Source organism: Blastochloris viridis, from assembly GCF_001402875.1.
Lineage (GTDB): Bacteria > Pseudomonadota > Alphaproteobacteria > Rhizobiales > Xanthobacteraceae > Blastochloris > Blastochloris viridis.
The window spans coordinates 2,547,253-2,568,926 of the sequence record NZ_CP012946.1; the positions used below are offsets into that span (position 1 = coordinate 2,547,253).

A 21,674-nucleotide genomic window follows, 5' to 3' on the forward strand; every position below is an offset into this window, starting at 1 on the left:
AAGCGGTCCAAGCCGCATTCCCCTGCCCCCAATCGAACACTTAAGTAATGGTATTGGATAGCACGTCTCGACCTGAACGCTTTGGACCCAACACTTCGGGGGAATCAAAGGATAAGCCGTGTTTCAGGTCGTGTCACCTGCAGCACGCCCGGAACATGTTGACCGCGCCGCCGCACCAGCGTTCATTGAAGCGGTCCGCCCACAGTGCCACCCGATCGGTGGCCCACCCGTGCCCTCGGTCCATGAGGTTTCCATGCCGGTCGTCAATCGCGTCGCGGCTCTGACGGAGGAGATTTCGGCGTGGCGCCGCGACCTTCACCAGCACCCCGAGCTACAGTACGACCTGCCGCGTACCGCCGCCTGCGTGCGCGACCGGCTGACCAGCTTCGGGGTCGATGACGTGGTGCCCGGCATCGGTCGCACCGGCGTGGTCGGCGTCATCCACGGCCGCCGCCGCGATTCCGGCCGGGTGGTGGCGCTGCGCGCCGACATGGATGCGTTGCCGATCGAGGAACTCACCGGCCTGCCCTACGCCTCGATCACGCCCGGCAAGATGCACGCGTGCGGCCACGACGGCCACACCGCCATGCTGCTCGGCGCTGCGAAGTATCTTGCCGAAACCCGCAATTTCAACGGCACTGCGGTGGTGATCTTCCAGCCGGCCGAGGAAGGCGGCGCCGGCGCCAAGGCGATGATCGACGACGGCCTGCTGGAGCGATTCGGCATCCAGGAAGTCTATGGCATGCACAACATGCCGGGCCTGCCGCTCGGCAGCTTCGCGACGCGACCGGGGCCGCTGATGGCCTCCGCCGACCGGGTGTTCATCGACATCGAGGGCAAGGGCGGCCACGCCGCCCATCCGCAGGCCACCGTCGACACCGTGCTGGTCGGCGCCGCCATCGTCCAGACACTGCAGTCGGTGGTGTCGCGCAACCTCGACCCGCTGGAATCGGGCGTGGTGTCGATCACCATGTTCCAGGCCGGCTACACCGACAACGTGATCCCGCAGACCGCTCATCTGCGCGGCACCTCCCGCGCCCTCACCCACGAGGTGCGCGACCTGCTGGAGACGCGCATTCGCCACATCGTCGAGGCAACCGCGACGATCTACGGCGCCACCGCCCGCACCGACTACCGGCGGGACTATCCGGTGCTGCGCAATCATCCCCGCGAGACCGAATACGCGGTGGCGGTCGCGCGCGAGGTCGCCGGTCCCGATCAGGTCGCAGCCAATTTCACCCCGGTGATGTGGGGCGAGGATTTCGCCTTCATGCTGGAGCGGCGGCCGGGGGCGCTGATCTTTGCCGGCAATGGCGAGCACTCCGCCGGCCTCCACCACCCCGCCTACGATTTCAACGACCAGCTCATCCCGGCCGGGGCGTCCTACTGGGTACGTCTGGTCGAAACCCGAATGCCGGCATGATCTCAACGGTGGCGGATGGTGAAGACATGCACCGCACCGTCCCGCTGATGGCCTTCGAGTGCGTGCCCGGTTTCGTGGCAGAGGTGGGGGATGTCGATCACGGACATCGGGTCGGTACAGCGCACCTCCAGCACGCCGCCAGGGGCGATCTTCTCGAGCGCCTTGCGGGTCTTGAGCACGGGCAGCGGGCACTTCAGGCCCTCGAGGTCAAGCACGGTGGCGACGGTCATGGCGGTGTTTTAGCGGGCTTCGTCCTGCCGGCAAATGGCCCCGCCCCCCCTCGCCCGGCGCCCTAACCCTGGATAGGCTTGCTCGCGTGGACATCCGGGCCGAAGGCATCAGCAAATTTTACGGGGATGCCGCCGCGCTGGCGGACGTTAGCGTGAGCGTGCGCGCCGGCGAACTGGTGGCACTGCTGGGGCCGTCCGGTTCCGGCAAGACCACGCTGCTGCGCATCGTCGCCGGGCTCGAGCACGCCGACGCCGGCCATATCTTTCTCGGCGGCGAGGATGCCACCGCCGTGCCGGTGCAGGCTCGCGGCGTCGGCTTCGTATTCCAGCACTACGCGCTGTTTCAGCATCTCACCGTGATCGACAACATCGCCTATGGCCTCAAGGTGCGGCCGCGCCGGCTGCGGCCTTCCCGCGCGGCCATCCGCGCCCGGGTGACGGAACTGCTCGAACTGGTGCAGTTGCCGGGCATCGAGAAGCGCTATCCCTCGCAGCTCTCCGGCGGCCAGCGCCAGCGGGTGGCGCTGGCACGGGCGCTGGCGATCGAGCCCAAGGTACTGCTGCTCGACGAACCGTTCGGCGCGCTCGACGCCAAGGTGCGGCGGGACCTCCGCCACTGGCTGCGCGACCTCCAAGAAAAGACCGGGCACACCGCGCTATTCGTCACCCACGACCAGGACGAGGCGCTGGAGATCGCCGACCGCGTCGCCATCCTCAACCACGGCCGGCTGGAGCAGATCGGCACGCCGGACGAGGTGTACGAGCAGCCGGTGACCGGGTTCGTCGCCGGCTTCATCGGCGAGGCGGTGCGGCTGCCGGTGGCGGCATCCGGCGGGGTGCTGCGAATCGGCCCGCACCGGCTGGCGCTCGCGCCCGGCCAAGTGGTGCCCGGCCAAGTGGCGGACGGCGCGGCCGCGCTCTATCTGCGGCCGCGCGACCTAATGCTGGCCGAGGGCGGGAGCAACACGCTCCCAGCCGAGGTTGCCGCGGTGCGGCGGGCGGGGCCGAGCCGGCGGGCAATGCTTCGGTTCGGCGGCGGCCTGCCACTGGTGGAGATGGAGCTGCCGCCCGACGCCGCGCTCGCCAAGGGCGATACCGTCCGGGTGGCGTTCGCCCGGTTGCGCCTGTTTGGCGCCTGAGCGGCCTATCAACAATCCGGCCGGACCGGCCGGATTCGTCTCAGTTGTACGCCGCTTCCGGGCGGCGGCCGACCCGCCGCTCGCGGGTCAAGGCCATCGCAGCCTGCTGGGCGGCACGGGGGTTGGCGAAGGAGCGCTGCTCGAGAGCGCCATAGGCCTGGAGCGACGCAAAGAACCGGAACGCCCGGTTCTCGTCCGGAACGACGATTCCGACCGTCTCGTCGTCGATTTCGATCACGAAGGCACCAGTGGAGGCGGTCATGAAGGGCTCCTGCCGCTTGGACGGCGTAGATCGGCAAACCAAAGTTATCGACACAGCGCAGCTTCCAGGGGTTCGGCGCGACACGGTCTCCAAGTCGCAGCCGGCTGACGGAAGAGCAGGAAAACCCCAGGTCTCAGGCGTTACACCACGATAGATGCAAAAGAAACAGTTTCCATTCTGCCCATCCGGTGGCCGGCTGGCGGCGTGCGAGTTGCGAGCCGGCCCGCGCGGTGCGGCGCAAGCTCGTGACCCCACGCCGGCCGTGCCGGTTGTTGTCGGCTGTGCTGCGCGGTCCCTGTAGACGGCGAATCTGACGGCCGGATCGCAGCGCGATGACGGTTCGACTTTTCCTGTGCCTGGCCCGGCCCAGTGGCGGCGACGGGCTGCCATGGCGATTTGGCGGCTGGACACCCAAGCCGGGCATGACCACAGTGCCGGCCGTTTTGCCCAGTCGGTGGAGGTGTCGTCGCGTCGTCAAGTGCGGCGGCTAAATACTCGTATGTCCTTTTTCAGCTTCGCTTTCCCCTCGTCCACCCTCGAAACCGACTCCGGCCGAACCCTGTCGATCGCAGCCGCCATCGCGGCGGTGGCCGTGGTCGGCTTCGGCCTCAGCCTGTCGATTCCGCTGCTCACCTTCGAGCTGGAGCGCCGCGGCATCTCCTCGACCTGGATCGGCATCAACACCGCCACCGCCGGCATTGCCAACATCCTGGTGGCGCCGATGGTGCCGCGCCTGCTGCGCCAGCTCGGCGTCGTCACGCTGCTGCTGGCCGCCGGCGTGGTGGGCGCGGCCTCGCTGCTGGCGTTCAAGCTGGCCGACCCGTTCTGGCTGTGGTTCCCGCTGCGCTTCCTCGCCGGCGGCGCGCTGTGCGTGGTGTTCGTGGTGTCGGAGTTCTGGATCAACGCGGTGGCGCCCGAGCGCCGGCGTGGGCTGGTGATGGGCATCTACGCCACCACGCTGGCGTTCGGCTTCGCCGGCGGGCCGGGCCTGCTCGCGCTGATCGGCACCACCGGCTGGCTGCCGTTCCTGCTCGGCGCCGGCATCATCCTGTTGGCGCTGCTGCCGGTGGTGGCGGCCGCCCGCCTGGTGCCGGTGCTGGAGGCGACCTCCGAGCACGGCATCGGCCGCTTCGTCCTGATCGCGCCAACCGCCACCCTGGCGGCGCTGGTGTTCGGCGCGGTCGAGACCGGCTCGATGAGCTTTCTGCCTTTGCTCGGGCTCCGGCTCGGCATGGACGAGACCATGGCGGCGCTGCTGCTCTCCACCGCCATGCTGGGCAATGTCGCATTCCAGATCCCGCTCGGCTTGCTATCGGATCGCACCGACCGCCGGCTGGTGCTGGCCGGCTGCGGCGCGGTCGGCACGCTCGGCGCCCTGGCGATGATGGCGGTGCCGCCGGGTCCCGCATTCCTGGCGCTGGTGTTCGTGTGGGGCGGCATCGTCGCCGCGCTCTATACCGTGGGGCTGGCCCACCTCGGCTCGCGCTATCGCGGCGCCGACCTCGCCGCCGCCAACGCCGCCTTCATCATGCTCTATTCGGTCGGCTTCACCCTCGGCCCGCCCGGGCTGGGCGCGGCGATGGACACCTGGAACCCGTGGGGCTTCCCGGTGACGGTCGCGGTCTGCCTCGGGCTCTACACCGCGGTGGTGGCCGGCCGCCTGCTGCTCCGCCCCGAGCGAGCCTAGAGCATTTTCCGCACAAGTGGGTTCCGGTTGTGCGAAAGAAAATGCGAAATTACAAAGACCTAGAGCATCTGACCTGATGCAGTCAGGTCGGATGATGCTCTAGCAAATCGGCAGATCCGGTCGAATCGAGCGGATGGTCCCGGAGCTCGTTCGATCGGGTTTTCGCTTTTGCGGAAAACGCGCAGTGACAACGGACCGGGCGATCAGGCGCCCTCGATCTCCTCGCGCAAGATCTCCAGCTCCAACCAGGTCTCCTCCGCCTTCGCCAGTTCGGCGTGGGCGGCGGAGAGCTTGTGCGAGATGTCGTCGAAGGTTTTGCGGTCGCGGGTGAACAGGGCCGGGTCGTTGAGCTTGGCCTGCAGCACGGCGATGGTGTCGTGGAGCTTTGCGATCTTGCCCGGAAGCGTCTCCAGCGCATGCTTTTCGTTGAAGTTGAGGCGGCGCTTGGCCGGCGCGGACGGCCGCGCCGGCTTGTCCTTGGGGGCGTCCTTCGCGGCATCCTTGGCGACCGCCTTGGCCGAGCGTGACAGGTCGCCGCCACGCTGGACCAGCATGTCGGAATAGCCGCCGGCGTATTCGACCCAGCGCCCCTCCCCGTCCGGGGCGATCACGCCATTGACCACGCGGTCGAGGAAATCGCGGTCGTGGCTGACCAGGAGCACGGTGCCGGTATAGTCGGCCAGCATCTCCTCCAGCACGTCGAGGGTTTCGAGGTCGAGGTCGTTGGTCGGCTCGTCGAGCACGAGGAGGTTCGAGGGTTTGGCCAGCACCTGGGCCAGCATCAGCCGGCCGCGCTCGCCACCCGACAGCACCCCGACCGGGGTGCGGGCCTGCTCCGGCGCGAACAGGAAGTCCTTCATGTAGCCGATGACGTGGCGCGGCTTGCCGCCGACCATCACGGCGTCGCCGCGGCCGCCGGTGAGGGTATCGGCGACGGTCGAGCTGGCATCCAGGCTGTCGCGGTGCTGGTCGAGCCGCGCCATCGCCAGCCCGGCGCCGAGCTTGACGGTGCCGGCATCGGGCGCGGCGAGCCCGGTCAGCATCTCGATCAGCGTGGTCTTGCCGGCGCCGTTCGGCCCGACGATGCCGATGCGGTCGCCGCGGCGGATGCGGGTGGAGAAGTCGGCGACGATCGGCCGGCCATCATAGCTTTTCGAGATGCGCTCGGCCTCGATCACCAGCGCGCCGGAGGCGTCCGCCTGCACGGCGGCGAGCTGGGCCTTGCCGGCGCTCGCCCGATAGTCGCGGCGCGACTGGCGCAGCGCGTGGAGATTGGCCAGGCGCCGCTCGTTGCGCTTGCGCCGCGCGGTGACGCCGTAGCGCAGCCAATGCTCCTCGGCGACGATCTTGCGGTCGAGCTTGTGCTGATCGCGCTCCTCCTCGGCCAGCGCTTCGTCGCGCCACGCCTCGAACGCGGCGAAGCCGCGCTCAATGCGGCGGGTGCGGCCGCGGTCAAGCCAAGCCGTGGCGTTCGACAGATTGGTGAGGAAGCGGCGATCGTGGCTGATCAGCACCAAGGCGGCGCGGCTGCCGAGCAGCGTCGCCTCCAGCCATTCGATGGCGGCAAGGTCGAGGTGGTTGGTCGGCTCGTCGAGCAGCAGCAGGTCGGGATCCGGCGCCAGGGTGCGAGCGATGGCGGCTCTGCGCGCCTCCCCGCCGGACAGCGCGGCGGGGTTTTCCTCGCCGTGGAGGCCGAGCTGGTCCAGCAGCAGGCGGGCACGGTGCGGATCGTCGCCCGGCCCAAGCCCGGCCTCGACATAAGCGAGCACGGTCGGCGCGCCGGCGAAATCGGGCTCCTGCGGCAGATAGCGCACGGTCGCGCCGGGCTGGATGAAACGGCTGCCGCTGTCGGGCTCGATCAGGCCGGCGGCGATGCGCAGCAATGTCGACTTGCCGGAGCCGTTGCGGCCGACCAGGCACACCCGCTCGCCGGGCGCGAGCGACAACTCGGCGTCCTCAAGCAGCGGCGTGCGGCCGAAGGTGAGGCCGATATTGCGAAGCTGGAGCAGCGGCGGGGCCATGGGTCAGTCCCTAATGCGGTAACGGCGACCGGCGGTGGCGGCGCCGGCATCAACGAAAGTCAGCATGGCGAGGGAGGCATCTCGCAAGCATGGTGGCAAGCGTGGTTGGTCGCGCGGTGATAGCGGCCCGGCGAGGATTTCGCAAAGGCACGTTCTCGTTTGGCCCCTCGTCGAGCGGCGTCGAGCGGCTTCATTGCACCGAAGATCCTGCGTCGAACAATGAACTTTAAAGAATAGGTTTCCTCACCTCACGACGTGATTTCGCGGAAACTGACTTACCGAGCGCACACGCCAAGCGTGTGCCCGGCTACCACTTCTCCGCCGCAGAAAAAGCTATTTTTTGTCATGGAAATCCCATTTTTATGCCAAATTTACGCCATTATACGAATCCAGGGTTACGGTTACGCGTAAGACTATGGGCTTATGGTTGAATTTCCGCGGGCCCCAAGCCCTGACGCAAGCGTCGCCGTTCGCCGCATTACGCCCAAATAAATGCCACTTTAGGTCAAACTCATTCAACTCAAGCGGGATAGTGCAGATGAATGGTCTTCAGCGTCCCGTTCGATGCCGCAAGAACAACTCTGCGGGCTTGGGTATTCCGATGATCGAAGACTTGCATCGAGTAGGCGGACGATATCGTTGGTTTGGCATTCTGGCGGCGGCGCTGGCCGCTGCCGTCCTCGCCATTGCGCCTGCGTCGGGGCAGAGCCGCAGTCACCGTTCCGAGGCCTCGCTCGCCAGCCTGAGCGAGCAGATAAACGCCAACACCATCGCCATCATCTCCGGCAACCTCAACGCCACCTACCTGTCGATCGCCTCTGACCTCTCCGCCGTGCTCGATGACGGCGACGCCTTCCGCGTACTGCCAATGGTCGGAAAGGGCGGCGGCCAGAACATCCGCGACGTGCGCTTCCTCAAGGGGGTCGATCTCGGCATCACCCAGTCGAACCTGCTCGGCTATTATCAGCGCACCAACGAGATCGGCCGCGTCGACGACAAGGTCAGCTACCTCGCCAAGCTCTTCAACGAGGAAATGCACGTGGTGGTGCGGGCCGATTCCGGCATCACTTCGCTGGTCGAGCTTGACGGCAAGCGGGTCAATTTCAGCGACGTCGGCAGTGGCACCCAGTTCACCACGCGCGATTTTTTCCAGCGTCTCGGCATCGAGCCGGTCGAGGTCAATACAGGTCAGGCCGACGCCTTCGAGAAGCTGAAGACTGGCGAGATCGCCGCCAGCATCCTGATCGCCGGCAAGCCGACTGGATCGATGTCCAAAATCCGCGCCGAGGACGGCTTCCGCTTCTTGCCGGTGACCTTCAGCAAGCCGCTGCAGACCGACTACCTGCCCGCCACCCTCACCAGCCAGGACTATCCCAATATGATCCCGCCAGGCGCCGAGATCGAGACGGTGGCGGTGGGCGCGGTGCTGTTCGCGTACAACTGGCCGAAGAACACCGACCGCTATCGCCGCATCGAGAGCTTCATCGAGCACTTCTTCCCGCGGATCGCCGAGTTCCAGAAGCCGCCGCGCCACCCCAAATGGCGCGAGACCAACCTCGCCGCGGTGGTACCGGGTTGGACGCGTTTTCCGGCGGCTGAGGACTGGCTGCAGCGCAATACGCCTCCGCAACTCACGCGCGATACCTCGCGCGAGCAGTTCGAGCGCTTCCTTGCCAGCCGCAAGGCCGCCTCGGGAGACGCGCCGACCGACCGCGAACGCCTGTTTGAAGAGTTCCTGCGCTGGAACGGGACGCGCGAACGCCGCTGACCGGAAGGGAAAGACCGTTGTTCATCGCCGCTAATGCTCAGACGGGGAGACATTCGGATCACGCCATGACCGTGAAGCACAGGATGTTGTGGAAGAGTAACCGTGAGTGCCATGAGCAACGACGATGACTTCGACGAGCGGCTGAAATACGCCCCGCCCTGGGCGCGGCAGGCGGCCGCCCGCCCCCCCGCCGAGCCGTACGATGATCATCCGGTCGATCTCGACCAGCATCGCCGCCGCGCGAATGCCTTTGACGGCGACGTCGCGCTGCGCGAGATGCGGGAGCGCTTGGCGCTCGATCCCGCCGCCATCCCGGGGCCACCTCTGAGGGTCCCAACGGCGCGGCCCTGGCGCACGGCCGTGCGTGTCTCCGTGGTCTCGACAATCGTCGCGGCCTCCGGCTTCGGTGCCTATCTGCTGGCGTCCACGTTCCTGAAGCCATCGTCCGCGGTCGCCCCGCCATCAATCGGCAAAGCGCCCGCGGCCGACGCCCGTCCTGCGGTGAAATCCGACCGCGGGGTGATCACGGCACTGGCGGTCGACGCCAGTTCGCCCCGCGTCGCTGCCCCGGCCGAGCCGACTCCGCCGCCGGGCGCGGGACAACCGGCCCCACCGGCGATGCCAGTGACCGCCCCTGCGGCACCGCCCCCAGTGACGGTGGCGGTCGCGCCCAATCCGACGGCGCCTTCGACGCTATCGGCCACTCCGGTGCCGGACCACGCCGCGCCTGAGCCAATTGTTGCCGCGCCGCCGGGCCCGCCGCTCGACCGCGAGGAGATTGCCACGCTGCTCGCACGCGGCCGCGGCTTCATTGCCAATGGAGACATCGCCGCGGCGCGGCTGTTGCTGCGGCGGGCGGCCGACGCCGGCGACGCCTCGGCTGCGCTGATGCTGGGCTCCACCTTCGACCCCACCACGCTGCGTCCGCTCAAGGTGATCGGCACCGCGCCGGACGTCGAGCAGGCGCGCAAATGGTACAGGCGCGCCGCGGAGCTCGGCTCCGCCGAAGCTGGCCGTCGGCTCGACGAACTGTCGCGAGGACGTTGAACGCCGGCACTGAACGTCAGCGTTGACCGCCGTCAAGCCGCCGGTCTGGCGCCGGATCAGCGTCCTTGAGCAGCGGCGGGCGGCCGAAGGTAAGGCCGATATTGCGGAGTTCGCGCAGCGGCGGCGTGATGGACTGCGTGGCGCGGCCGCGGACGACAACCGCTACAACCCGGACCCAGCCAGATTATCGCCACTAAAGGAAGCAAAATACACTCTTTGGTTGATGTTTGTCGACTTCTTGAGCTCAGGGTAACCTATTGTAAGGCGTATCTTCCCCTATTTGTTGAACTTAATTGCTTCGTTACCGTGGTTCCCTAGAGTTCCTGCGTCGTATGGCGATAACGCCCGGATTCCGTTGGTGTTCGGTCGATTTCGCGTCGGTGCGAGCAGGATAAGCCACCCCATGACTCATCCGCGACCGAGCGCTGTTGTTGGAACCCTTGCAGTTATCGCGGCACTTACCGTCGCGATAACACTACCTCTCGGGCTGGGTTGGCTGTCTTACAGACACGCCAGCGAAATATTGGCCAGCCGGGTCGCTGTTGCTGCCGATCATCTTGGCGTCTATGCTGGCGACTACACCGCGTGGCGCCAGCATCCGGCCTCGATCGCCGCCGTGCTGATGCCGCAGGGCGGCGCCCCCAACGTCGCCTTCCGTGTGTACGACGCCGCCGGGGTGCCCGTCGCCGACGTCGGTGCGACCGGCAACCGCTTCACCATGATGCAGACGGTACCGGTGCGCGCGATGGGCGAGACCGTCGCGTTCATCGAGGCGCGGGCTCCGCTGGGGCCGCTGGTACGTCAGATCGCACTGGTGACGGCGCTGGGCGTGGTGCTCGGGTTCCTGATCCATTTCGCGGTGCGGCGGTTTCCGCAGCGCATGCTGGACCGCGCGCTCGACGAATTGGAGCGTGCCAATTTCGACGTCCGCGCCAAGAACGCCGAACTTGAGACGGCCAACCAACAGCTCCGTCGCAAGCAGGAGGAGTTCAGGGAGGTCGAGGTCGAGTTGCGCACCCAGAACTATCGGTTCGACCTTGCTCTCACCAACATGTCGCACGGCCTGTGCATGTTTGACGACCAGCACCGGCTGATCGTCTGCAACCGAACCTATCAGCTGATGTACCGACTGCCGGATGCGCTGGTCCGGCCGGGGACCTCGCTGCGGGCGATGCTGGAGCACCGTATCGCCCACAATACCGCCGGCGTCGGCGATCCCCAGCACAGCTTGACGGAAATGCTCGAGAGCGTTCGCGGCCACGGCCCGCGCGACTATGCGCGCGAACTGATGGATGGCCGCATCATCGCCATCTCGCAACGCACGATGGCCGACGGCGGCTTAGTCTGCATTCACGAGGACATCACCGAAAAGCGGCGCGCGGACGCCCAGATCGCGCACCTCGCCCGTCACGATCTCCTGACCGACCTGCCCAACCGCGTGCTCCTGCGCGAGGAGACCGAGGTTGCGCTGAGCCGGACGCGCCGCCACACCGACGGCTGTGCGCTGCTGATGCTCGACCTCGATCGCTTCAAGGCGGTCAACGAGGCGCTCGGCCATCCCGCCGGCGATGAGCTGTTGCGTGAAGCCGCAAGGCGGCTGCGCGCCTGCGTGCGCGCCGAAGACCTCATCGCCCGCCTGGGCAGCGACGAATTCGCCGTGCTGGTGCGCGAGGGCAAGCACCCCGAGGATGCCATCGCGCTGGCGAAGCGCATCATCGAGGCCATCGCCGAGCCGTTCGCGCTGGAGGGCCGCCTGATCATGCCCTCGGTCAGCGCCGGCATTGCGGTATCGCCCACCGACGGCGTCCATCCCGACCACTTGCTCAAGAATGCCGATCTCGCGTTGCGCCGCGCCAAGGCCGACGGCGGCGGCTGCTTCCGCCTGTTCGAGCGGGAGATGGACGCCAAGGTGCAGACGCGCCGCGCGCTCGAACTCGACCTGCGGATTGCCTTCCGCAACAACGAGTTCGAGCTGTTCTTCCAGCCGCTGGTCCAACTCGCAGGCGGCCGCCTGAGCGGCTTCGAGGCGCTGATCCGTTGGCGCCATCCCGGCCGTGGCCTGGTGCCGCCCGGCGACTTCATCACCATCGCCGAGGAGATCGGCCTGATCCTGCCGCTCGGCGAATGGGTGCTGCATGAAGCCTGCCGCGAGGCGGCGTCTTGGCCTGACGACATCAAGGTCGCGGTCAACCTGTCGTCGGAACAGTTCAAATCGGGGGCAGCGCTGGCCGGCGCGGTGACGGAGGCGCTTTCTGCGTCGGGACTGCCGGCCCGCCGGCTGGAGCTGGAGATCACCGAGTCGGTGCTGCTGGCCGAGAGCGCCGAGACGCTGGCGACACTGCACCAGCTGCGCGCGCTCGGCCTGTCGGTATCGCTCGACGACTTCGGCACCGGCTACTCGTCGCTGAGCTATCTGCGCAAATTCCCGTTCGACAAGATCAAGATCGACCAATCGTTCGTGCGCGAACTCTCGACCCGCAGCGACTGTACCGCGATCGTGCGGGCTGTTGCCGACCTTGCGCGCACGCTCGGCATGGCCACCGTCGCCGAGGGCGTCGAGACCCTCGACCAGATGCACGCTCTCCGCGAGCTGGGGTGCGTCGAGGGGCAGGGCTATCTGTTCAGCCGGCCGGTGCCGGCCGCCGACGTGCTCGGCCTTATTCACGATCACCAGACCGTGGCGCGCGCGGCGTGACCGGGCTGCCGACGCGGCGGCTAGAACATCACCCTGTCCGTCCTACCGACCGAGGACGCCGCCGGCCTGCGCGCCTTGCACAAGCTGCGCTCGCGCGGGTGTCGATCTCGCGGGGGGCGATTTCGGCGGCCGGAATACGAAACTCCGGCGCATCGATCAGAACTCGTTTCGCCAGACTGGAGCAGCGCAGCGGCGGAACGCAAAACTCCGGCCGATGCGGCCGGAGTTTCCTGTCAATTGGGGGTGGCTGGGCTGAAGCCCGGCAGAGGTGACGGCGGGTCTCCGCGTCGCGTCGACGCGCTGGAACCCGTTGGCCGGAAGCGCCTCAGCTCAGCCGCTCGATGCGAACTTGCGTCACGCCGCGATCCACGAAACCCAGTTCGCGTGCGGCGCCATAGGACAGGTCGATAATGCGGCCACGAATGAAAGGCCCGCGGTTGTTGATGCGGACGACGACAGCGCGGCCATTGCGAAGGTTGGTGACGCGAACCTGCGCACCAAACGGCAACGAGCGGTGGGCGGCGGTCATCGAATTGCGATCGAACCGTTCGCCGTTGGCGGTGCGACCGCCATGATGGCCGTCGTTGTGCCCATAGAATGAAGCCGCACCAACACCGGCCGGCTTTGCATTGGTTTGCGGTTCTGCGTGCAAGGCGACCGAACTCGCGGCAAGCACGACGCAGCCAATTGCTGCAGCATAAAGCCGATTGCGGCTCAAGAGATTATTCTTCAAGATGTACCCCCTTGTTGAAGATTAAAGTCCTTCACTCACCTCCGATGATTCATCCGATTTCCAAAAGCCTCCGGATGATCTGTGATCGCTTTTGCCGGCGGTATTTGGCAAAAAAATGGCCGCAAGTCATGGATGAACTGGGCCAAAAATCGCAGAATTGGTAAACAACGACGCCGGCGATGCCCGGGGCAAGGCATGAACCGCTGTTGAAACCGTATTTTATCCAATGTGTTCTTCCCTCTGGTTGCCGAGCGCGCGGGGGCGCGAAAACGGTTCGAGCCAGAAGGGCTGCAGGCTCCGTTGCGACCTGCCGTTGGGCCGACTAATGTCATGTCTCTCGCGCCGGGCCCGTAGCTCAATGGTCAGAGCCGGCGGCTCATAACCGCTTGGTTGCAGGTTCGAATCCTGCCGGGCCTACCAGCGCGCGCATGCCGTTTCACCGACCCGGTCGGGTGGTCGCCGTCGCTTCGTCCTTGAAGGCGGCGCGAAATCGCGGCAAAGCTCGGCTGCAAAATCGGAGTGCGCCATGGTCCCCGTTCGCCTTTTCGTCGCCATCGCCGCGTCGCTGGTGCTGACCGGCCCGCTTGCCGCCCAGCCCGCTCCCCGCCTGATCACCGTCATCGGCGAAGCCGCACTGGCGGCCGCGCCCGACCGCGCCTTCGTCACCGCCGGCGTCACCTCTCAGGGCAAGTCGGCCCGCGACGCGCTGACCGCGAACGGCCGCACCATGGCCGAAGTGCTGCGCGCACTGGACGCCTTCGGGGTGCCGGCCAGCGACGTCAGCACCACCGAGGTGTCGGTGCAGCCGCTCGTTTCCAGCCCGAAGGACGGCGACCGCGCCCGCCGCGTCGTCGGCTACACCGTGAGCAACGAGGTGAACGTCCAGCTGACCGATCCCGCCAAGCTCGGCGAGGCGCTCGACAAGCTGGTCGCCGCCGGCGCCAACCAGATTTCCGACGTCCGGTTCGGCTTTGCCGACGAGGCCAAGCGCCGCGACGCGGTGCGCGCCGCGGCGGTGAACGAGGCGAGGCGCAAGGCCGAGCTCTACGCCACCGCCGCCGGCGCCCGTCTCGGACGGGTGATGGCGCTGTCCGAAGTCAACGCCGCGTCGCCGCGACGGGCGCTGATGCTGCACGCCACCGGCGATGCGGTGCCGGTCGCGCCGGGCACCATGAGCCTGGACGTCCAGGTGTCGGTCACCTGGGAACTCGACAACTGATGCGATTTGCCGCGTGATCGCACGTGATCACGGAAATAGCGTCGTCGAGAATCTTTGATCGGAAGGGGATTTTTCGGCGAACGGACGACGAAACTCCGGCCTGAGTGGCCGGATTTCGTTGATCCGTTCGCGCCCTGCGCGACTTCGGGCGAGCGGTCCTCGGGCGATCAGTGAAGCCGGGGGCGGCGGAGGAAGGCATCGCGTGCGGCGGAGTGCACCCGCGCTTCGATGACGCGGCCCTCGCGCCACAGCCGCAGCGGCACTTCGACGCCGGCCGGGCCGAGCGCCCATATTTCGCGGAACAACTCGGCGAGATCGGTGGTCGCGACCTCGCCGACGGCGAGCACGACGTCACCGATCTGCAGCCCGGCCTGCACTGCCGGACCGCGCTCGACAAGGCCGATCACAGTCAGGCTGTCGTCGAGGTCGCTGGCAAGCATGCCGAGCCAGGGCCGCGGCGGCCGTTGCGGCCTGCCGAACGCCAGCAGATCGCCGAGGATCGGCGGCAGCAATTCGATCGGCACCATCATGTTGATCGGCTCGCTGCCACCGCCGCGCAGGGCGCGCTCCAGGTGCAACGAGCCGATGCCGATCAGTTCGCCGCTCGGCGCGATCAACGCCGTTCCACCCCAAAACGGGTGCGCCGGCGCGGTGAACAGAGCCTCATCGAGCAGGTATTCCCAATAGCCGGCGAACTCCTGCTTGGCGATCACCCGCGCCGCCAGCGAGCGCGACCGGCCGCCGGAGGCTGCGACCAGCGCCGCGCCGCCGACCGCCACCGATTTCGAGTGGCCCATCGGCAGCACCGGCAGGTCGAGCCGCCCCAGCGCCTGCACCAGCCCAAAGCCGGTTTCGTGGTCGTAGCCAATCGGATCGCCCTGGATCAGCCGCCCGTCGCGACAGGCGATCCACACCGTGTCGGCCTCGGTGATGAGATAGCCGACCGTCAGCACCACCCCCTCGCGGATCACCACGCCGTGGCCGGCGCGCTCGGTACCAAGCACCGGCGCGGTGAAGGCATCGGCCGGGACGGTCGTGGACAGGCCGACCACCGCATCGAAAACGTGGTCGAGGTCGAACCGCCAATCTCCCGGTCGCGGCTGCAGGTCGGCCGCAACCGCCCAGTTTTCGATCTGAGTCATGAGGCACCTCCGCATCCGGTTAGATGGTCCGCCCAGCTCCACCGGCAAGCGCCGGTCGCTTAAAACTGAAGACAGCCAAAAATTGAAAGACCAGCCAAGCCAAAGCGGCGCAGTCGCCCCACTCGCCGGCTTCCGCCGGAGCCAGCTCGCCATTCCTTTGCGTCCGGCACCATTATCATTTGCTGATTATTACCTGTCATTTATCGAAAGAACCGTTCAGCGGACCCTACGTTCCCTGAACTCAACGGGACCAAAACAGGCCGGACCTCGATGAGGTACGGCAACGGCAAGAACGCCATCGGCGCCCGCCCAGACCGGAGACACTGGCGGCCAGCGTGGGGACGCAACGAACTGCCTCGGCCAGGCATCGCCGCTGGAACGATGGCGGCCCACGTGTCTCGGGCGGGCGGCTACCCACCGGCGCCAGTGTTGGTTTAGCCGAACACAGCGACAATCTTGAATGAAAGACGTTATCCGTCTGCAAAGACCTGGCTTCGCGGTGCAACAAAGCTTAGCAATAGACAAAGCTTGATCGTAACCTGTATTTCTTTTCTGAACGCTTGTTCAGATTATTATGCAGCTCACGTCTGAAACAATGTCTTAATCAATGAGTTTTCGGTCCATCCCACGGGATCGGAGGATCGATCATGAAGCTCAATATGTTTACTCGAACCGTGACTGCTACGGCGCTCTCGGCGGTCATGTTGGCAGGCGTCGCGGCGACCTCGGCAGAGGCGCAACCGCGCCACGGCTACCGCGGCGGGGCCTTCCACGCCAGCCACGGCGGCTGGCGCGGCGACCGCGGCTGGTACGGCAACCGTTGGGTCAGCAACCGCGGCTGGTACGGCAATCGCGGCTGGTACGGCAATCGCTGGGCCAGCAACCGCGGCTGGGGCTGGAACCGCGGCTGGGGCAACAACTGGGGATGGGGCGCCGCCGGCCTGATGAGCGGCCTGACCCTGGGCGCGTTGGCGAGCAACTCCGGTTGGGGCTATGGCAGCGGCTATTATGGCAGCGGCTATTATGGCGCCGGCTATTATGGCGCCGGCAGCGGCTATTATGGCGCGGCCTGGGGCGAGCCGGTCTACTATCCCGGCACATACTATCGCCGCTGCATCTGCCGCTGACGTCGCCCGCCGGCCTGCGGGCCTGGACGGAACCGGTGTTCTGACGGCAGGTCCGGAAAATCGAGCGCCGCCGTGGCCGTCACGGCGGCGTTCTGCCGCACTCCACCCGCCGTCAGGCGGCTTCGCTCTCGGATCAAAATAAATTTCAAAAAATGCGTGGCCTTGCCACCCCTCGACAGAGGCATGGCGCGAAAACACCATCCGACCGGGCGCATTTCTTAGAAAATTTCCGGCAGCGACCAAAACCTTCCAGGGGCGAAACCTCCGCCGCTTCTGGACGCAATGGGCCGACGCCATCTGGACAGTATTGCGTTGTTCGTCGGCCCGCAGTGGCGGCGCCCGGCGTCCCGCCCCACCTCTTCTCTCACGGGCAGTGCTGGCGGGCAGTTGCTTGGTCATCGTTCGGCCCAAGCTGCGGCGGAAATCCGGCAATGACGCGAAATTCGCGCCTCGATACTGGAATTTCGCTCCTCATTCATCTAGATCACGCCAGACTTAACTGGCGCCGGATGTTGCGGACGTCTATATTGAGTCCCGTATCGCGTTCGTGTGGGGTGTCGACGATGATCGTCCGACCTGTGCTCAACAAGGCGTTGGCCGCGGGGCTTGCAGCTGCGGTGCTGCTGGCCACGGTGCCGGCGCAGGCGCAGCCGCCCTATCCCCCGCCCGGCCCGCCCTACGGCTATCGGCCGCCGCCGCCGCGTCATCATGGTGGGGATGCCGGCGCCGCCGCGGCGCTGGGCCTGTTGGGTGGCATTGCGGTCGGCGCCGCCATCGCCGGCTCGCAGCCGCCACCCCCGCCGCCGCGGCAGTGCTGGTTGGAGCGCCGCAAGGTGTGGGTCGACGGCCACCGCGAATGGGAAGAGGTTGAAGTCTGCCGCTGAACCTTCCCGCCTCCGTGAGGTTCAGTGCAAACGCCGCCGTGTTCCCCTGCACGGCGGCGTTTTTCTGTTCGGACGGCAGCGCCGCCTCGCCGATTCACCCCATCGCACCGGCGGCGCCGCGGTGACCACACCAAGCCTGACGCCCCAGGCCCTTGCTCTGGAAGCACATTTTTAAGGCGGTGGTTTGCGCTTTGCGCATACGGCGCCAAGCGCTCTATGGTCGAAAGATGCCGACCTTCACCCCCGAACAGGATGCCGCGCTCACCGCAGTGGCGCAGTGGCTGAAAAACCGCCCCAATGGCGCGACCCAGGTGTTCCGGCTGTTCGGCTATGCCGGCACCGGCAAGACCACTTTGGCGCGCCATATCGCCGAGGGCGTCGACGGCACGGTGAAATTCGCCGCCTTCACCGGCAAGGCGGCGAGCGTGATGCGCCAGCGCGGCTGCGACGGCGCCACCACCATCCATTCGCTGATCTACAAGGCGCAGGAGAGCGAGGAGGAGATCCCGAGCTTTCAGCTGTGGGACGACGCGCCGGCCTCCAAGGCCAGGCTGATCATCGTCGACGAATGCTCGATGGTGGACGAGGAGTTGGGCCGCGACCTGCTCTCGTTCGGTGTACCGGTGCTGGTGCTGGGCGACCCGGCGCAATTGCCGCCGATCCAGGGCGGCGGCTTCTTCACCGCCTCCAACCCGGACGCCATGCTGGAGGAGGTCCACCGCCAGGCGGCCGGCGATCCGATCATCCGGCTGTCGATGACGGTACGCACCGGCGGCCGCCTCGCCCCCGGCGAATGGGGCGACACCCAGGTGGTGCGGCGCGATACGCTCGATCCGCAGCGGGTGATCGGTGCCGAGCAGGTGCTGGTCGGCCGCAACAACACCCGCCGGGCCTATAACCAGCGCCTGCGCGAGCACCGCGGCTTCACCGACCCGTTGCCGGTGGCGTCCGACCGGCTGGTGTGCCTGCGCAACAACCGCAAGAAGGGCCTGTTCAACGGCGCGCTGTGGTCGGCGGTCGAGGCAACGCCCGGCCGCACCAAGGCGATCGTCAAGCTGGTGCTGAAGCCCGAGGACGACGGCCGCAGGAAGCCGCTGAAGGTGTCGGTGCGTTCCGAGTGCTTCCTCGGCGGGCTGGAGCAACTCGACTGGCAGATGCGCCGCAACTTCGATGAGTTCGACTACGGCTACGTGCTCACCGTCCACAAGGCACAAGGCTCGCAGTGGGACGACGTGGTGCTGTTCGACGAGAGCTTCGCCTTCCCCGACAGCCGCGCCCGCTGGCTCTACACCGGCATCACGCGGGCGGCGAAGCGGCTTTGCGTGGTGGTGTAGGACGACATTCTCTATGCTGCCTCTATGATGCGCCCTTCAGAATTGCCGCCATTTCATAGCCCTCCCTTGTAATTTGAAAAACCTCCCCTTTATGACTGATGTCATTGATAAATCCATTTTTCTCAAGGTCCCTAAGCGCACCTTCCCAGGAGGCACGTGAACGAGAGTTATTGCTTTCAATGAATTGCTTTCCATTCGCCTGAATTTCCACGCCTCCTAGAAATTTTAAATACAAAGCTTGACCAGAACGATCTTCCGAAATTTCAGAAAGAAGCGCCCTTGCTTCTGCAGACATTGCTGGAATCTTATTAAAAATTATATTCGAACCATCACCAGCAGATTGCTTTGTGATGTCATTTGTATAGATTTTGCTATTTAATTTTGCCGACAGCTGACGCAGGAATTCTTGGGCAAATTCCGATTGGCCGTCATAGTAACCTATTAACCCTTTATTCTTCAGTGATCTTTCAAAATTCTTTAATGCAGCGTACTGCCCTGCATCAACGCTTTCCATACGCACAGGCGCAGAAGAGAAATAAATCATCGTCGATTTACCTGTTGCGATATGCCTTTCGATCTCCTCAACGGTCCCGCTATCAGCCTCACCTGTTGGTGTCCCCAAACGGGTCCAAAAAATCGCGACTAAAATATCTGCCTTATCAAGAATCTGGTCATTCAATACGCTTTGTGCACGACCCCCCATATCAGGATGAGAGTGCGTCTCCCACCCCAGGGGCTGCAAAATCATTTTGCGCGAAAAAGAATTAATAGCGTTCCACTGAAATATTGCATTTTTTACAATATTTCTCTCAGCTACAACATCACTTGGGGAAGCAATCATGACATTATAAACCGTTGCGTTGTATGCCATGGTTAGAATTCCTTTTTTTCAAATTCTAGTTTACGAAAATTTCAGGTCAATCAAAAATTGTCTTCCTCTTTCCCATCCGCGCCCGATCCAGCCGCACCAGGGCGTTGACGCGCCGCCGCCAGCGCGGTGTCCACGCGGTTGAATGGCGTTCGGGCTCCGGCGCAGCCAAGCACGCCCATCAGCCGCGCTTCAGAACAGAATGTCGGCCAGAAAGCGCAGCGACACCAATGTGAGAAACACGCCGAAGGCGATCTCAAGCCGGCGGCGCGGCAAGCGGTGGGCGAGGCGGGCGCCATAGGGCGCGGCGAGCGTCGCGGTCGGCGCGATCAGGATGACGCCGATCAGCGAGACGAAGCCGAGCGAGAACGGCGGCAGCGCTGCCATGTGCGGCCAGCCGGCGATGATGTAGCCGAGCGCGCCGGGCAGCGAGATCAAGACGCCGAGCCCGGACGAGGTCGCCACCGCGGTGTGGATCGGCTTGTTGTAGAGGGCGAAGACCATGTTGGCCATGGCGCCGCCGCCGACCCCCATCAGGGTCGAGGCGATGCCGATGCCGAAGCCGTAGCCGCGGAGCGCCGCCGGCCCCGGCAGATCGTCGGCGATGCGCCAGTCGTCGCGGCCGGAGAAGGTCTTGATCACGATGGTGGTCGCCACCGCCACGAACACCAGCTTGAGCACCACGGCCGGGGCGTAGGCCGCCACCACGCCGCCCACCACCACCCCGGCCACCACCGGCAGCGCCCACACCTTCAGCACGTCCAGCCGCACCGCGCCTTTCTTCAAATGGGCGCGAAACGATTGGATCGAGGTCGGGATGATGATGGCGAGCGAGGAGCCGACCGCAAGGTGCATGCGCACCTCCTCCGGCACCCCCAGCACCTGGAACACCTGATAGAGCACCGGCACGATGACCGCGCCGCCGCCGACACCGAACAGCCCGGCCATCAGCCCGGTGATGACGCCGGCCGCGATCAAGGCGGCGGCGAGCACGGCAAGTTCGCCGAGAGGAATATCGATCATGTCCGAGTTCCGATCAGGCCGCGATGTCGCCGTGACCGCCGGCGGCGATCTCGGCCAGAGCGGCGCCGATCACCTCGACGCCGGCGCCCGGCTTGGTGGCGCCCTCCGCCAGCATGCGGCGGAAGCGGCGGGCGCCGGGCACGGCATGGAAGGCGCCGACCATGTGGCGCGTCACCGCCGACAGCCGGCCGCCGCTGGCGAGGTGGGCCTCGCAATAAGGCACCATGCGCTCGATGGCCTCGGCCATGTCCGCCACCGGCGCCGGCTCACCGAACAGCGCGGGGTCGACCTGCAAGAGCCGCCACGGTTCCTGATAGGCAGCCCGGCCCAGCATGACGCCGTCGACGTGGTCGAGGTGGCCGCGCGCCGCCTCGATGTCGGCGATGCCGCCATTGAGGATGATCGGAAGGCTCGGGTGGGCCCGCTTCAGGCGATAGACCCGGTCATAGTCGAGCGGCGGCACGTCACGGTTCTCACGCGGCGACAGGCCCTGAAGCCAAGCCTTGCGGGCGTGCACGATCAAGGCATCGACCCCGGCGGCCACCGCCGCCTCGCTGAGCGCGTCAAGCGCCGCCTCCGCGTCCTGTTCGTCGACGCCGATGCGGCACTTCACCGTGACCGGAAGCTTGACGGCGGCCTTCATCGCCGCGACGCAGTCGCCGACCAACTGTGGCTCGCGCATCAGGCAGGCGCCGAACCGGCCCTCCTGCACCCGGTCGGACGGGCAGCCGACATTGAGGTTGATCTCGACATAACCGAACGCCTCGGCGATGCGGGCGGCCTCGGCCAGCGCCGTGGGGTCGGAGCCGCCGAGCTGGATCGCAACCGGCTGCTCCTCCGCCGCAAAGCCGAGCAGGCGCGCCTTGTCGCCGAAGATCACCGCGCCGGTGGTGAGCATCTCGGTATAGAGCAGCGCATGGCGGGTAAGCTGGCGGTGGAAGAACCGACAATGGCGATCCGTCAGGTCAAGCATCGGTGCAACGCAGAAGCGCCAGACACTGCAATCGTTGGATATTATGGGATTTTGGCGACCTGAGTCTTCTACTTCGGCGCCCGTCTCGCCCCGACCAAG

The 21,674-nt window shown here is 66.1% G+C and carries 19 protein-coding genes and 1 tRNA gene; 12 read left to right on the forward strand and 8 right to left on the reverse strand.

Features of this window, described 5'->3' with window-relative positions; translation table 11 throughout:
* The first annotated feature begins 253 nt into the window (after positions 1-253).
* Positions 254-1,423 (forward strand): M20 aminoacylase family protein, encoded by a 1,170-nt coding sequence (locus BVIR_RS11165; protein WP_055037733.1) that lies wholly within the window; start codon positions 254-256, stop codon positions 1,421-1,423.
* Positions 1,424-1,425: 2 nt separating this feature from the next.
* Here the strand turns inward: BVIR_RS11165 and BVIR_RS11170 are convergent, their stop codons facing one another.
* Complete coding sequence (locus tag BVIR_RS11170) at positions 1,426-1,653, reverse strand: sulfurtransferase TusA family protein (RefSeq protein ID WP_055037734.1); 228 nt, start codon at positions 1,651-1,653, stop codon at positions 1,426-1,428.
* Between the two features lie 86 nt (positions 1,654-1,739).
* Between BVIR_RS11170 and BVIR_RS11175 the strand changes: the two genes are divergently transcribed.
* Positions 1,740-2,792 carry a sulfate/molybdate ABC transporter ATP-binding protein gene (locus BVIR_RS11175; protein WP_055037735.1) on the forward strand — a complete coding sequence of 351 codons (1,053 nt, stop codon included), beginning with the start codon at positions 1,740-1,742 and terminating at the stop codon, positions 2,790-2,792.
* Between the two features lie 40 nt (positions 2,793-2,832).
* Here BVIR_RS11175 and BVIR_RS11180 read toward each other — a convergent pair whose 3' ends face one another.
* Entirely contained in the window at positions 2,833-3,054 is a 222-nt protein-coding gene (locus BVIR_RS11180) for a hypothetical protein (protein WP_055037736.1), read from the reverse strand.
* A gap of 499 nt (positions 3,055-3,553) precedes the next feature.
* Here BVIR_RS11180 and BVIR_RS11185 point away from each other — a divergent pair, with 499 nt between their 5' ends.
* Positions 3,554-4,741, forward strand: coding sequence for an MFS transporter (locus BVIR_RS11185; protein ID WP_082417029.1), 1,188 nt, complete (start codon positions 3,554-3,556; stop codon positions 4,739-4,741).
* Between the two features lie 203 nt (positions 4,742-4,944).
* On the opposite strand, the gene BVIR_RS11190 is transcribed toward BVIR_RS11185, so the two are convergent.
* The gene (locus BVIR_RS11190; RefSeq protein WP_055037737.1) at positions 4,945-6,762 is read right to left on the reverse strand and encodes an ABC-F family ATP-binding cassette domain-containing protein; all 1,818 of its coding nucleotides are present in this window, start codon (positions 6,760-6,762) and stop codon (positions 4,945-4,947) included.
* 427 nt (positions 6,763-7,189) lie between these two features.
* Between BVIR_RS11190 and BVIR_RS11195 the strand changes: the two genes are divergently transcribed.
* The 4 genes from BVIR_RS11195 (at position 7,190) to BVIR_RS11205 (ending at position 12,272) form a co-directional block, all read left to right on the forward strand.
* Positions 7,190-8,530, forward strand: coding sequence for a TAXI family TRAP transporter solute-binding subunit (locus tag BVIR_RS11195; RefSeq protein WP_169788603.1), 1,341 nt, complete (start codon positions 7,190-7,192; stop codon positions 8,528-8,530).
* Positions 8,531-8,641: 111 nt separating this feature from the next.
* The gene (locus BVIR_RS11200; protein WP_055037738.1) at positions 8,642-9,577 is read left to right on the forward strand and encodes an SEL1-like repeat protein; all 936 of its coding nucleotides are present in this window, start codon (positions 8,642-8,644) and stop codon (positions 9,575-9,577) included.
* A gap of 22 nt (positions 9,578-9,599) precedes the next feature.
* Complete coding sequence (locus BVIR_RS16890) at positions 9,600-9,830, forward strand: hypothetical protein (protein ID WP_145911993.1); 231 nt, start codon at positions 9,600-9,602, stop codon at positions 9,828-9,830.
* Positions 9,831-9,980: 150 nt separating this feature from the next.
* The gene (locus BVIR_RS11205) at positions 9,981-12,272 is read left to right on the forward strand and encodes a putative bifunctional diguanylate cyclase/phosphodiesterase (protein WP_082417033.1); all 2,292 of its coding nucleotides are present in this window, start codon (positions 9,981-9,983) and stop codon (positions 12,270-12,272) included.
* A gap of 325 nt (positions 12,273-12,597) precedes the next feature.
* Here BVIR_RS11205 and BVIR_RS11210 read toward each other — a convergent pair whose 3' ends face one another.
* Positions 12,598-13,005 carry a septal ring lytic transglycosylase RlpA family protein gene (locus tag BVIR_RS11210; protein WP_211197751.1) on the reverse strand — a complete coding sequence of 136 codons (408 nt, stop codon included), beginning with the start codon at positions 13,003-13,005 and terminating at the stop codon, positions 12,598-12,600.
* 344 nt (positions 13,006-13,349) lie between these two features.
* Here BVIR_RS11210 and BVIR_RS11215 point away from each other — a divergent pair.
* A tRNA-Ile gene (locus BVIR_RS11215) sits at positions 13,350-13,425 on the forward strand.
* A gap of 106 nt (positions 13,426-13,531) precedes the next feature.
* Positions 13,532-14,224, forward strand: a complete 693-nt coding sequence (locus tag BVIR_RS11220) for an SIMPL domain-containing protein (RefSeq protein WP_055037741.1) — start codon at positions 13,532-13,534, stop codon at positions 14,222-14,224.
* Between the two features lie 167 nt (positions 14,225-14,391).
* On the opposite strand, the gene BVIR_RS11225 is transcribed toward BVIR_RS11220, so the two are convergent.
* Complete coding sequence (locus tag BVIR_RS11225) at positions 14,392-15,366, reverse strand: S1C family serine protease (protein WP_055037742.1); 975 nt, start codon at positions 15,364-15,366, stop codon at positions 14,392-14,394.
* Positions 15,367-16,013: 647 nt separating this feature from the next.
* Here BVIR_RS11225 and BVIR_RS11230 point away from each other — a divergent pair.
* From BVIR_RS11230 to BVIR_RS11240, 3 genes are all read left to right on the forward strand, one after another.
* Positions 16,014-16,493 (forward strand): hypothetical protein, encoded by a 480-nt coding sequence (locus tag BVIR_RS11230; RefSeq protein WP_055037743.1) that lies wholly within the window; start codon positions 16,014-16,016, stop codon positions 16,491-16,493.
* Positions 16,494-17,056: 563 nt separating this feature from the next.
* The gene (locus BVIR_RS11235; RefSeq protein ID WP_060832984.1) at positions 17,057-17,377 is read left to right on the forward strand and encodes a hypothetical protein; all 321 of its coding nucleotides are present in this window, start codon (positions 17,057-17,059) and stop codon (positions 17,375-17,377) included.
* 227 nt (positions 17,378-17,604) lie between these two features.
* Entirely contained in the window at positions 17,605-18,711 is a 1,107-nt protein-coding gene (locus tag BVIR_RS11240) for an ATP-dependent DNA helicase (protein ID WP_055037745.1), read from the forward strand.
* 22 nt (positions 18,712-18,733) lie between these two features.
* Here BVIR_RS11240 and BVIR_RS16470 read toward each other — a convergent pair whose 3' ends face one another.
* From BVIR_RS16470 to dusA, 3 genes are all read right to left on the reverse strand, one after another.
* A complete protein-coding gene (locus BVIR_RS16470) occupies positions 18,734-19,582 on the reverse strand; it encodes a hypothetical protein (protein WP_082417037.1) in 849 nt (282 codons plus the stop codon).
* A gap of 189 nt (positions 19,583-19,771) precedes the next feature.
* Positions 19,772-20,602 (reverse strand): sulfite exporter TauE/SafE family protein, encoded by an 831-nt coding sequence (locus BVIR_RS11245; protein WP_055037746.1) that lies wholly within the window; start codon positions 20,600-20,602, stop codon positions 19,772-19,774.
* Between the two features lie 13 nt (positions 20,603-20,615).
* The gene (gene dusA / locus BVIR_RS11250; RefSeq protein WP_417852059.1) at positions 20,616-21,617 is read right to left on the reverse strand and encodes a tRNA dihydrouridine(20/20a) synthase DusA; all 1,002 of its coding nucleotides are present in this window, start codon (positions 21,615-21,617) and stop codon (positions 20,616-20,618) included.
* Positions 21,618-21,674: the final 57 nt, after the last annotated feature.